At 38.9% G+C, this 11,919-nt stretch carries 13 protein-coding genes; all 13 read right to left on the reverse strand.

Features of this window, described 5'->3' with window-relative positions:
• Position 1: 1 nt before the first annotated feature.
• Positions 2 to 439 carry a flagellar export protein FliJ gene (fliJ, locus tag P4V41_RS12280; RefSeq protein ID WP_328085197.1) on the reverse strand — a complete coding sequence of 146 codons (438 nt, stop codon included), beginning with the start codon at positions 437 to 439 and terminating at the stop codon, positions 2 to 4.
• Positions 439 to 1,755, reverse strand: coding sequence for a flagellar protein export ATPase FliI (gene fliI / locus P4V41_RS12285; RefSeq protein WP_328085198.1), 1,317 nt, complete (start codon positions 1,753 to 1,755; stop codon positions 439 to 441). The genes fliJ and fliI overlap by 1 nt, the downstream gene beginning before the upstream one ends.
• Positions 1,755 to 2,549: a flagellar assembly protein FliH gene (fliH, locus tag P4V41_RS12290; protein ID WP_328085200.1), complete on the reverse strand. Its 795-nt coding sequence runs from the start codon at positions 2,547 to 2,549 to the stop codon at positions 1,755 to 1,757. The genes fliI and fliH overlap by 1 nt, the downstream gene beginning before the upstream one ends.
• A complete protein-coding gene (gene fliG, locus P4V41_RS12295; protein ID WP_066393658.1) occupies positions 2,542 to 3,555 on the reverse strand; it encodes a flagellar motor switch protein FliG in 1,014 nt (337 codons plus the stop codon). Before fliG ends, fliH begins: the two co-directional genes overlap by 8 nt.
• A 14-nt stretch (positions 3,556 to 3,569) precedes the next feature.
• The gene (gene fliF / locus P4V41_RS12300) at positions 3,570 to 5,162 is read right to left on the reverse strand and encodes a flagellar basal-body MS-ring/collar protein FliF (RefSeq protein ID WP_328085202.1); all 1,593 of its coding nucleotides are present in this window, start codon (positions 5,160 to 5,162) and stop codon (positions 3,570 to 3,572) included.
• Between the two features lie 81 nt (positions 5,163 to 5,243).
• Entirely contained in the window at positions 5,244 to 5,543 is a 300-nt protein-coding gene (gene fliE / locus P4V41_RS12305; protein ID WP_328085203.1) for a flagellar hook-basal body complex protein FliE, read from the reverse strand.
• Between the two features lie 11 nt (positions 5,544 to 5,554).
• Entirely contained in the window at positions 5,555 to 6,001 is a 447-nt protein-coding gene (gene flgC, locus P4V41_RS12310) for a flagellar basal body rod protein FlgC (protein WP_328085204.1), read from the reverse strand.
• Positions 6,002 to 6,003: 2 nt separating this feature from the next.
• On the reverse strand, positions 6,004 to 6,390 hold the full coding sequence (flgB, locus tag P4V41_RS12315) for a flagellar basal body rod protein FlgB (protein ID WP_328085205.1): 387 nt from the start codon (positions 6,388 to 6,390) through the stop codon (positions 6,004 to 6,006).
• Positions 6,391 to 6,856: 466 nt separating this feature from the next.
• On the reverse strand, positions 6,857 to 7,636 hold the full coding sequence (gene codY, locus P4V41_RS12320) for a GTP-sensing pleiotropic transcriptional regulator CodY (protein WP_197127713.1): 780 nt from the start codon (positions 7,634 to 7,636) through the stop codon (positions 6,857 to 6,859).
• 24 nt (positions 7,637 to 7,660) lie between these two features.
• Positions 7,661 to 9,055: an HslU--HslV peptidase ATPase subunit gene (gene hslU / locus P4V41_RS12325; protein ID WP_328085207.1), complete on the reverse strand. Its 1,395-nt coding sequence runs from the start codon at positions 9,053 to 9,055 to the stop codon at positions 7,661 to 7,663.
• 22 nt (positions 9,056 to 9,077) lie between these two features.
• Positions 9,078 to 9,617: an ATP-dependent protease subunit HslV gene (gene hslV, locus P4V41_RS12330; protein ID WP_328085209.1), complete on the reverse strand. Its 540-nt coding sequence runs from the start codon at positions 9,615 to 9,617 to the stop codon at positions 9,078 to 9,080.
• 24 nt (positions 9,618 to 9,641) lie between these two features.
• A complete protein-coding gene (gene xerC, locus P4V41_RS12335; protein WP_328085210.1) occupies positions 9,642 to 10,547 on the reverse strand; it encodes a tyrosine recombinase XerC in 906 nt (301 codons plus the stop codon).
• A gap of 61 nt (positions 10,548 to 10,608) precedes the next feature.
• Complete coding sequence (gene trmFO / locus P4V41_RS12340; RefSeq protein WP_328085212.1) at positions 10,609 to 11,913, reverse strand: FADH(2)-oxidizing methylenetetrahydrofolate--tRNA-(uracil(54)-C(5))-methyltransferase TrmFO; 1,305 nt, start codon at positions 11,911 to 11,913, stop codon at positions 10,609 to 10,611.
• Positions 11,914 to 11,919: the final 6 nt, after the last annotated feature.

Here is an 11,919-nt window from a genome sequence, read left to right on the forward strand (position 1 = left end):
TTTATGACTTCGCAAAACGCAATACTGAAAATTCGTCGTTCTGCTTATTCTCATAAGAAGCAACTTCCACTTTATATGCGCTGAGTTGTCTTTCTTTTAGCTTTTCGTATTTCTTCACTTCAATCGTCTGTTGTAATAACCTTTGTTGGATAACTTGCATTCTCTCTCTGGCTCTTTGTAATAATGGCTGTAACTCTTTGATCTTGTTCGTCATGGATAACAGAAAACGCTGTGTATTTTGTAGATCATTTACTATGATTCTCTGCTGAAAGGTAAAATTCGATTGGTTCTCGACGTCTTCTTTCCTTTTAAGAAGGCTGTAAATCTCTTCTGCGATGCTCTCGAATGCTTGTACAGCCTCTCCTAATTCTTGTTCGATCGATTCTTTTTCCTTTTGTTTAACAGACAAAACTTTTTCCATAGAGAAATGAAATGACATCAACGTTCATCCTTTCCAAATTCAATCAACAGCCGCTCGAGAGCACCTTCGTAACTAACATCTTCATCTACTTGCTGTTTTAGAAACGCTAAAATGTTAGGGTACATCTGAATCGCTTCATCCACTGATTTAGAGGAACCCCTCTTATATGCGCCAATGCTGATCAAGTCTTCTGCTTCGACGTAAGCTGACAAAAGTTCTCGGAGACGTTCAGCTGCTTGCCGATGCTCTTTTGGAACGATATCGTTCATCACCCTGCTAATACTCTTTAGAATGTTGACAGCAGGAAACTGCCCTTTATTGGCTAAACTTCGATCTAAAATAAAGTGTCCATCCAAAATACCTCGAACAGTATCTGAAATCGGCTCGTTAAAATCATCACCATCAACTAATACAGTGTAAAAAGCTGTAATCGTTCCATTCTTATTCGTTCCAGAACGTTCTAATAATTTCGGAAGAACCGCAAATACGCTTGGAGTGTATCCCTTTGTTGTTGGTGGCTCACCAACAGCTAAACCGATCTCACGTTGCGCCATAGCAACGCGTGTTACTGAATCCATCATCAGCATGACGTTCTTGCCTTGGTCTCGAAAATATTCAGCGATGCTCGTTGCCGTTAATGCTCCTTTTATCCGCATTAAAGCCGGTTGGTCTGAAGTCGCAACGATTACAATCGATCGCTTTAAACCTTCTTCACCTAGATCTCGTTCAATAAAATCCAGAACTTCGCGTCCTCGTTCACCGATTAGAGCGATAACATTAAGGTCAGCTGTCGAATTGCGTGCGACCATACCGAGCAACGTACTCTTACCGACTCCACTTCCGGCAAAGATACCCACCCTTTGTCCTTTTCCAACCGTTAACAAACTATCAATCGACCGAATACCGAGCTGAATGCTTTCATGAATTCTAGGTCTTTCCATCGGATTCGGCGGCTCGTTCTCTGAAGGATACCGAAACAACCCACGAGGCAGTGGTGATCCATCTAAAGGAACACCCATACCATCTAGTACTTTTCCTATCAAAGAAGGTCCCACCTTGATTTCCAACGCTCGATGTGTTGCTTCTACCAAACTGCCAACTGCAATATTCTTTACATATGTAAATGGCATCAATAAGACATTCTCTTCCTGAAAGCCAACTACTTCTGCTTTGATTCTTTGCTTGTTGTTTCCAGTGTGTATATAACAGACATCGCCGATTGACGTTTTAGGTCCTTTTGATTCAATCATTAGCCCAACTACCCTAATCACTTTTCCATATCTTTTATATGAATCTAGTGATTGAAGGGAATCGATCATGTGTTCCACGTTCATTAATCTGACACCTCAAGTTGTTCTAACAGTTTTTCTCTGATCTCTTTCAACTGAACGTCGAGTGTTGCTTCGATCTTTCCAAAAGGAAACTCGATTATTGCACCATTCTCAGTTAAATTCTCATCTGGATAGATAAAAAGTGTCGCTGTAGATTGCAGCATGTTCTTTAATTCCTCGCGATAGTTTTGCGTAAGTTCGAACCATTGTGGAGGAACATAGAGCTTGATTTCTTCAAATTCTCGAGCTTCTTTTACGAGTTGCTTTACGATAGCAATCCACGTTTCTGGAGCTTCTTGTAGCTTTTTCCCTAAGATTTTTTCAGCGGCTGCCATAGCAAGAATGACCATCTGTGGTTCTGCTTCACTCAGAATGTTATGGTAGTCGTTTCTTAACATATCCATAAAGTTTTTAACTTCATTTAATTGCACAGCCCAGCTTTCGTGACCTTGTTCTAAACCATTTTGAAAGCCAGCATCGTATCCTTCATTCTTCGCCTGTTCATAAGCCTCTTCCAACTTCATTTTCCAAGATGCTTCTTCTTCAGCAAATTTTTTATGTTGCGCCGCCTTGTATTCTTCTACTTCCTTTGTTATAGAAGCTGCTTCGTTCTTCGCTTCTTCTAACAAGGTATAAGCTTGATTTTTTAAACGAATGACCTTTGACTCTTCGTCTTCATTCTCTAAATTCGCATGATTGCTCGCAGTAAATAATGAGAGTGATTGTATACCGATTACCACTTCACTTGTTTCAGACTTCTCTTTGTGATCGTGAAAAGATTTTATGACTTTAGACAATCACATCATCTCCTCCGCCTCGAGCGATCACGAGCTCTCCAGCTTCTTCAAGTCTTCTAATTGTTCCAACGATCCTAGACTGAGCTTCCTCTACATCACGAAGTCGAACAGGTCCCATAAACTCCATCTCTTCTTTAAAGTTCTCAGCCATACGCTGTGACATGTTATTGAACATCACTTCTTTTACTTCCTCGCTTGAGGCACGTAAAGCAAGAAGTAAATCTTCGTTCTGTACTTCACGAATAACTCTTTGAATCGCACGGTTATCAAGAGTAACGATATCTTCGAACACAAACATTCTTTTCTTGATCTCTTCTGCTAACTCAGGATCTTGGATTTCAAGCGCATCCAGAATCGTTCGTTCTGTGCTCCGATCTACACCGTTTAACACCTCTACAACTGCTTCAACTCCACCAGCTTGCGTGAAATCTTGTGTAACAGTAGCAGATAACTTTCTTTCTAATATCTGCTCCACTTCATTGATCACTTCAGGAGATGTTCGATCCATCAATGCAATCCTTTTGGCTATATCTGCTTGCATCTCTTGTGGGAGTTCAGAAAGTATCTGTCCAGCTTGAGAGGAATCCAAATAAGATAGGATCAGAGCAATCGTTTGTGGGTGCTCGTTTTGAATAAAGTTTAATATTTGACCTGGATCTGCTTTTCGAGCAAAGTCAAACGGCCTTACTTGCAAAGTTGAAGTTAAACGATTGATGATCTGCATCGCTTCATCTTTACCTACCGCTTTCTCAAGTACCGTCTTCGCATAGCCGATTCCACCTTGAGTAATATAATCTTGCGCAAGAGCTAACTGATGAAATTGTGTGATAATCTCATCCTTTAACGTTGAATCTACTTTTCTTACTTGTGAGATTTGAAGCGTTAATCTCTCAATCTCTTCTTCACTTAAATGCTTATATACTTGTGCAGCCACATCAGGTCCTAAAGAGATAACGAGGATTGCCGCTTTCTCTTTACCAGATAGTTCTTTCATCCCTTTTGCCATCGATCGTTACCTCCTTACTCTTCTGATAGCCATGTTCTTACTAGCTTGGCAAATTCTTCCGGCTTTTCTTTTGCCATTCGCTCTAACTGTTCCTTGCGAACGGTTCCCTCTGACCCTTTTTCTTGGTTTACGTCTGGAACATAGTACGACTCTTGTGGCTCATCCATCTGGAATTCTTCAATCCTAGTATCGGTCTCTCTTCTTCTTTTTCGCGAAAGCAAAAAGATCAATAGAATAATTACGATCAATAAAATTCCACCAACAATGTAGATCCATACTGGAATACCTGTAGAAATGGTACTTGTTTCTTGCTTACCGTTGAACGGCTGTGCAGATACAAATATTTTTTCTTGAATATCATCTTCTGTTAATGTCTCGTTAATGTCTTTAGAGATACTTGTCCTAACGATCGCACTCAAAATTTGTTCTATATCATCTAATCGTTCTTGCGGAAGAGATTCTGGTTTGTTTGGAGTAGGTGGCTCTACCATCACTTGAATACCTAAATCTCTTATTTCATAAGGACTTTCCACAATTTCTTTACGAATCTTGTTTACTTCGTTATTAATACGTTCTTCAACTTTTTCATAGTCACCGTTTGATCCCGCAGCTGAACCTGGATAGGTTGGAACCTCTTGGTCACCTGTTCCTCCTACTCCACCTTCTCCTGCACCTTCTCCTGTAAACGTTTCTCTTATTCGCTCTACGCTTACTTCAATGCCTTTCATGTTCTCTTTATCAACTGGTTCTACAATGCTTTCTTCACGTTTTTCTTCTGTAAAATCAATATCCGTCGTAACTGTAGCAACTACTTTACCTTGCCCCATGATTGTTGATAACATCTGTTGAACTCTTCGTTGTAAGTCTCTTTCAACGTCCTGTTTAATCTTTCTTTGCTCCTCGTATTTTGAAGCTGAAGAAGTAGAATTTACAGAATTTAAGTCATAATAATTAAAGTATTGATCTGTAATGACGATATTTTCCATAGGAAGATTGCTTACACTCTTTGAGACAAGGTGATAAAGAGCTTTTACTTGATTTTCATTTAATTTCGCCCCAGCTCCTAAAGAAAGTACAACAGAAGCTGATGCTTTCTCTTCTTCTTGGTTCACCCAGACACTGCTTTCAGGGAGAGTGATCATAACGCTTGCATCTTCAACCCCGTTAATGCTCTTTATTAAACTAGCAATCTCTGTCTGTGTCGCTTCTCTTTCTAGTACACCAAACTCTTTGTCTGTTATCCCAAAACCTGATTTCTCACCAAAGTATGAAAAATCAATATTTCCGCTTTCAGGCAATCCTTCTGCAGCAAGCTGCACTTGCAGGTTATTTACTTGTTCTTCAGGAACTAGTATTGTTTTCCCGCCATCTTGTACTTCATTCGCCACACCTTTGCTATTTAAATTCTCTTGTATTTGACCTGCTTCCTGAGGGGAAAGATTTGAATACAAAGGAACAAGGTTAGGTGTTGACATCATGATTGTTACAAAGATAAAAGCTACGATAATTAGAAAGATTCCTCCGAGAATAAATCCCTTTTGTAAATTGGAACGAGTTTTAAACCGCTCTGTCGTTTGCTTGATGATGTTTTTCCATTTTTCTTTCATTTTTTCCCCCGATAAACGCAATAAAAATTTTTAACAGCTACCCCCAAAACCGAATGCTAATATCGAATCATATAAAAGAGCCTATACTTGCATCCTCATAATTTCTTGGTAGGCCTCAACAACTTTATTACGAATCTCTAGAGTCGTTTGCATCGTTACACTTGCCTTTTCGGCAGTAATCATAACTTGGTGAAGATTATCCATGTTTCCGTTCATTAAACCCTGAGTAGCTTGATTAGATTGCGCTTGCGTTTCACTCAACGTATCTAAAGCTCCCTTTAAATAGCTTTTAAAGTCCTCTTGAGCTTCATATGGTGTAACTTTTGCAACTGATGTAGGGTTACTCATATTCTGAAGTGAACCGATTGAAATTTTGTCCATGTTTCACACCCCTAACGGCCAATTTCTAATGCTTTTAAGTACATTCCTTTTGCTGCGTTTAGTGCAGTAACATTTGCTTCGTAAGAGCGAGTAGCACTCATTAAATCGACCATTTCTTTTAGTGGATCTACATTTGGAAGCTGAACATAACCTTCTTCGTTAGCATCAGAATGTTCAGGTTGATAGACCGTTTTAAATGGCGTTTGATCATTGATTACTCCATTGACTTTAACGCCAGACATCTTTCCGTTACTTACAGCTTTATTAAACATGTTCTTAAAACTTGATTCACCTGAACCTAGTACAACCATTTTGCGTCGATAAGGTTCCCACACACCGTTCTTAAATTCACCTCGTGTCGAATCAACATTTGCCATATTAGAGGAAGCAACATCCATTCTAAGCCGCTGAGCAGTTAAACCGGATGCCGATACATTCATTGCATCAAAAACTCCCATATTTATCTCCCACCTTTAACAACCATCTTAATCGAATTAAACTTCCCATTAATCCGCTGTACAAGTGTCTGATAATAAAGCTGATTCTTCGCTAATTCAGCCATCTCTTTATCTACATCTACATTATTTCCGTTATGATTCATCACAGTATTTGTTTTTTCTTTAACACTAAAAGAAGATGATGATCCATTACCAAATGAAAAATGACGCTGATCTGTTCGATGTGCTTGCAAGCTTTTTTTGAATTCCTGGTTAAAAACAGTTTCTTTTGCTTTATATCCAGGTGTGTCCACATTAGCTAAGTTATTTGAAATGGTCTTTTGTTTTAATGCTGATCCATCTAGTGCCATTTCTAAGTTTTTCAAGACTGAGCCAGAGAACAAGTTCACCACTTCCCTCTTTTTTACTATAGAAGTTTCATATTATGTTAAATCTTACCTCACTATCATATTTTAAGTGATATATCCAAAAAGTGTCTATGTATTTTTTCCCAAACTGACTTTTTTCGATAGAAAGGACTATATTTCGACCGTGACTTTATACCCAATTTAAAAACTAGTAATAAAATCCCTATATTTACACTGTTTTTGGTACCTCTTTACCATAATTAATTGAATCGACAATTATCTACAATCTAGCACTTTTTTGTTACGGCTATAAGTGATAGTTGTTAAAGAATTTTTATTTTTTTCCTTAACAAACTCACGATGTCCATTTTTTACATTTAATAAGAAGGATGCAAATCAATAAATGACCACTTTTACCTGCACATGTGTTTAGTAAAATAACAATGAATATGAAAAATAAACAAACAAAAAAACCAGCTCTGATTTTCAGAACTGGTTTTTTTGTTATTTATGAAGTTTTAAGCTTTTCAAGTTCAAGCAAGAATTTGTCGTTCAACACTTTGATATAAGTACCTTTCATACCTAGAGAACGTGATTCAATTACACCAGCACTCTCTAATTTACGAAGTGCATTGACAATAACAGATCTAGTAATTCCTACTCTGTCTGCAATCTTACTTGCAACTAACAATCCTTCGTTGCCTTCTAATTCTTCAAAGATGTGTTCGATTGCTTCTAGCTCACTATAAGAAAGCGAACTAATCGCCATTTGAACAACCGCTTTATTACGGGCTTCCTCTTCGATTTCTTCCGCTTTTTCACGAAGGATCTCCATACCTACTACGGTAGCACCATACTCTGCTAGTACGAGATCATCTTCTTCAAATGCTGTAGAAAGTCTAGAAAGAATAAGAGTTCCTAGTCTTTCACCGCCGCCCACGATTGGAACGATCGTTGTTAATCCTGTAGAGAACAAATCTTTGTTTTCAACAGGAAACGCCGTATAATCGCTCTCTATATCAATATTAGAAAGAGATTCTGTAATGTTGAAAAGATTTTTCGTGTAATCTGTAGGGAATTGACGATCCTCGATCATCTTTTTCATACGTTCGTTCTCAATTTCTTGTTTAAGAGCGAGACCTAATAGTTTCCCACGTCGGCTAACTACGAAAATATTTGCTTCAATCACCGTACTAAGTGTTTCAGCCATCTCTTTAAAGTTTACTTGTTTACCACCTGTTTGTTGAAGCATCGAGTTAATGCTTCTTGCTTTGTTCAATAAATTCATTGTCTTTCTTCCTCCTACTGCATCCTATAATATATATTGGCTCAGATCCTTGTTCTTTGCGATGTTAGCCAGTTTTTCTTCTACATACTCGGGTGTAATGGTAATTTGATCTAAGCTGATATCAGGCGCTTCAAAAGATAGATCCTCTAATAAGCGTTCCAATATGGTATGAAGCCTTCGTGCACCGATATTATCGGTGTCTTGATTCACTTCATAGGCAATGCTTGCAATCTTAGCAATAGCATCGTCAGAAAATTCAACATTTATACCTTCCGTACTCAATAGAGCTTTATACTGTTTTATGATCGCATTATCAGGCTCTATTAATATACGTGTAAAATCCTCAACAGACAAGCTATTTAGTTCAACTCGAATCGGAAATCTTCCTTGCAACTCTGGAATAAGATCTGACGGCTTAGAAATATGAAAAGCTCCAGCTGCGATAAACAGGATGTGATCCGTCTTGATCGAACCATACTTCGTCATCACTGTAGAGCCTTCAACGATCGGAAGGATGTCACGCTGAACACCTTCACGGCTCACATCGGCAGAGTTTTGGTTCTTTCCTGCAATCTTATCGATCTCATCTATAAATATAATACCTGTTTGTTCGGTCTTGTAAACTGCTTCACTTGTAACATCGTCCATATCGATTAGTTTAGCCGCTTCATCTTGCGTCAATACTTTACGAGCTTCTCGAACAGTGAGTTTTCGTTTTTTCTTTTTCTTCGGCATAAGCCCGCCGATCATGTCCTGCATGTTCATTCCTACTTGTTCTAGACCTGAACCTTGGAACATGTCTAGCATCGAAGGGTTCTGTTCTTCAACTTCTACCGAAACAAGATGATCCTCCATCTCACCGAGCGCCAGTTTCTGCGCCATTTGATTTCGTCTCTGTCTAAGATCCTCAGCGTCGTCTTGCTGTGGTTTTTGCTCTTGTTCTGCATTACCGCCACCAAAGAACATCTCTAGCGGGTTTTTAAAGCTCGTTTCCGTTTTCTTACCAGGAACTAAAAGCTCTACCAGTCTTTTATTAGCATTTTGCTCAGCTTTGTCTTTTACATCATTCATCTTTAGCTCTTTTACAAGTCTCACTGAGGTTTCTACTAGGTCACGGACCATTGAATCAACGTCTCTCCCTACATAACCAACTTCAGTAAATTTAGTTGCTTCTAGTTTAATGAATGGAGCCTGAGCTAGTTTTGCTAACCTTCTAGCAATCTCTGTCTTTCCTACACCGGTAGGTCCGATCATCAGAATATTTTTTGGTGAGACTTCATCACGCAGCTTATCATCGAGCAAACTTCTTCTATAACGATTTCGAAGCGCAACAGCGACAGCTTTCTTAGCATCATTTTGACCTATAATATACTGATCTAATTTTTCAACAATCTGCCTTGGAGTTAATTGACTGTTCATTGCAACCGCTCCTTTACTTTTTTTACAATTCTTCTAAAACAATCTCTGTATTCGTATAAACACAAATTTCGCCAGCAGTCTTTAGAGATGCAAGAGCGATTTCTTTTGCAGAGAGATCTGGTGCATGATTCTTCAGTGCCCGACCAGCGGCTAGAGCATAGTTGCCACCTGATCCGATCGCGAGAATTCCATCATCAGGCTCAATAACTTCACCAGTACCTGAAATCAATAACATATGCTCTTCGTTCATTACGATAAGCAGAGCTTCAAGTTTTCTAAGAACTTGATCCGTTCTCCATTCTTTAGCCATCTCTACTGAAGCACGCTGCAGATTTCCGCTATATTCTTCTAATTTGCTCTCAAACTTTTCATAAAGCGTAAATGCATCTGCAACCGAGCCTGCAAATCCGGCAAGCACTTTTCCTCCAAACAGCTTTCTAACCTTCTTAGCTGTATGTTTCATTACAACCGCGTTGCCGAATGTAACCTGACCATCTCCAGTCATAGCGGATTTACCGTTATGCTGAATCGCAAAAATTGTAGTAGCATGAAATGTTGACATTGAAAAATCCCTCCCTTTTTGTTTTTATGCTCGAGGATGCGCATTATTATAGATTTTTTTTAAATGACTTTTTGAAACGTGCGTATAAACTTGTGTAGAGGAAAGGTTTGAGTGCCCTAAAAGTTCCTGTACCGCTCTTAGATCTGCACCTTCATTCAGCATGTGCGTCGCAAACGTGTGCCGCAAAACATGCGGGCTGATATGTATGGTAAGGGAAGATTCCTCAATTAGTTTATCTAATATAGTTCTTACGCCTCTCGCGGTTAAAGGTTCCCCTTTATAGTTTAAAAATAATGCATCCGACTTCTTTTCTGTTTTTTCTAACAGCAGCTTGCGGCCGTTCTGTATATATTTTTCAAGAGATTCTCTTGCAAACGATCCAATCGGTACATATCTTTCTTTTTTCCCTTTTCCTTTTACAAGTGCTATCTCTACATTTAAATCAAGATCCTTCAGCTGCATCTTACATAATTCACTGACACGTATCCCAGTTCCGTACAGTATTTCGAGGATTGCTTGATTTCTCTGTCCCATAGGTGTTGTAACATCAGACACATTAAAAAGCCTCTCCAACTCTTTTTCATAAAGAAATTGAGGAAGCATTCTTGCTTTTTTAGGGAGTGATGCCATAGCGAAAGGATTATGTTCTTCGACGATCTTTTCGCGGTTTAGGAAACGATAAAAACTTCTCATCGCCGATATCTTTCTTGCTACCGTATTTCGAGCATACTTCTTCTCATGAAGTGTCACTAAATATTGCCTGACTAAAACATAAGAAACAGCAGCGAATCCTTCGATTGCTTGCTGTTTCAAAAAAGAAGTAAAATCATTAATGTCTTTTTCATAGTGTTCAATCGTATAAGGTGAACAGTTCTTCTCGATCATTAAATAATTCAAGAAATCCACCACATGTTGGCGTTCTGATACCATTACATACACCTCACAAAGCCCCTAAATCGTAACACAATTTAGGGGCTAAATCAATACATGTTCACAATTTTGTTATAAAATTCTGAATTGTTTCCAGTGCTCTTTCAGCTAGAGCAGTATTACGTTCTTGTTTGTTTTTAATCCTCTTATCAAGGGGTGGAAGAAGGCCAAAATTAGCATTCATCGGCTGAAAATTATCTGGATTTGCAGTCGTGATATAATACGCCATGCTTCCAATCGCTGTTTCTTTCGGGAAAACGGCAAGTTCTTCGTCTTTAACAAGCTTTGATGCGTTGATACCTGCGATTAAACCTGATGCAGCACTTTCAACATATCCTTCAACACCTGTCATCTGACCTGCAAAGAAAAGATCTTTTCTTGCTTTTAACTGATACGTCTCTTCTAAGAGGCGCGGAGAGTTCAGAAATGTATTACGATGCATTACACCATAACGAACTACCTCTGCATTCTCTAAACCTGGAATCAGTCTTAAAAGCTCTTTTTGCGGTCCCCATTTAAGATGGGTTTGAAAACCTACAATATTATACAGGGTTCCTGCACTGTTATCTTGTCTTAATTGAACAACGGCATAAGGAATCTTACCTGTTTTTGGATCTTCAAGACCTACTGGCTTCATCGGCCCAAACAATAAAGTCTTCTTTCCTCTTTTAGCCATCACTTCGACAGGCATACATCCTTCAAAAAAGATCTCTTTTTCAAATTCTTTAAGAGGTACGGTTTCAGAAGTGATTAATGCTTCATAAAAACGGTCAAACTCTTCTTCTGTCATCGGACAGTTTAAATAAGCTGCTTCACCTTTGTCGTAACGTGACTTTAAGTACACCTTGTCCATGTCGATGCTGTCTACTTCGATGATCGGTGCAGCTGCATCGTAAAAATAAAGATACTCTTCACCCGTTAACGAGTTTAGTGATTTAGATAAGTTATCAGAAGTTAAAGGGCCAGTTGCAATAATTGTTGGACCTTCAGGAATCTCTGTTACTTCTTCAGTGATAACTTCTACATTAGGATGGTTCTTTACTCGCTCTGTTACAAGGCTAGCAAATTCATGACGGTCAACCGCCAGAGCTCCTCCAGCTGGAACAGCACAATCATCTGCTGATGAAATAATAACAGAGTTTAACTTTCTCATCTCTTCTTTTAGTACACCAACAGCATTCGTTAGCGTATTTGCACGAAGTGAGTTCGAACACACTAGCTCTGCAAACTTCTCTGTATGATGAGCCGGTGTTTGTCTAACCGGTCTCATCTCGTATAATTTTACTTGAATTCCTCGGCTAGCGATCTGCCAAGCTGCTTCACTGCCAGCAAGACCTGCTCCGATTACGTTAACATGTTGATTCATGAAGAT

It is taken from the genome of Fictibacillus nanhaiensis (genome assembly GCF_036213205.1).
GTDB classification, from domain to species: Bacteria; Bacillota; Bacilli; order Bacillales; family Fictibacillaceae; genus Fictibacillus; species Fictibacillus nanhaiensis_E.

Excerpts from the sequence above, each read along its gene's own strand:
- fliJ (WP_328085197.1), bottom strand. The coding sequence starts at position 439 with ATGTCATTTCATTTCTCTATGGAAAAAGTTTTGTCTGTTAAACAAAAG.
- fliI (WP_328085198.1), bottom strand. The coding sequence starts at position 1,755 with ATGAACGTGGAACACATGATCGATTCCCTTCAATCACTAGATTCATAT.
- fliG (WP_066393658.1), bottom strand. The coding sequence starts at position 3,555 with ATGGCAAAAGGGATGAAAGAACTATCTGGTAAAGAGAAAGCGGCAATC.
- fliF (WP_328085202.1), bottom strand. The coding sequence starts at position 5,162 with ATGAAAGAAAAATGGAAAAACATCATCAAGCAAACGACAGAGCGGTTT.
- fliE (WP_328085203.1), bottom strand. The coding sequence starts at position 5,543 with ATGGACAAAATTTCAATCGGTTCACTTCAGAATATGAGTAACCCTACA.
- flgC (WP_328085204.1), bottom strand. The coding sequence starts at position 6,001 with ATGGGAGTTTTTGATGCAATGAATGTATCGGCATCCGGTTTAACTGCT.
- codY (WP_197127713.1), bottom strand. The coding sequence starts at position 7,636 with ATGAATTTATTGAACAAAGCAAGAAGCATTAACTCGATGCTTCAACAA.
- hslU (WP_328085207.1), bottom strand. The coding sequence starts at position 9,055 with ATGAACAGTCAATTAACTCCAAGGCAGATTGTTGAAAAATTAGATCAG.
- hslV (WP_328085209.1), bottom strand. The coding sequence starts at position 9,617 with ATGTCAACATTTCATGCTACTACAATTTTTGCGATTCAGCATAACGGT.
- xerC (WP_328085210.1), bottom strand. The coding sequence starts at position 10,547 with ATGGTATCAGAACGCCAACATGTGGTGGATTTCTTGAATTATTTAATG.
- trmFO (WP_328085212.1), bottom strand. The coding sequence starts at position 11,913 with ATGAATCAACATGTTAACGTAATCGGAGCAGGTCTTGCTGGCAGTGAA.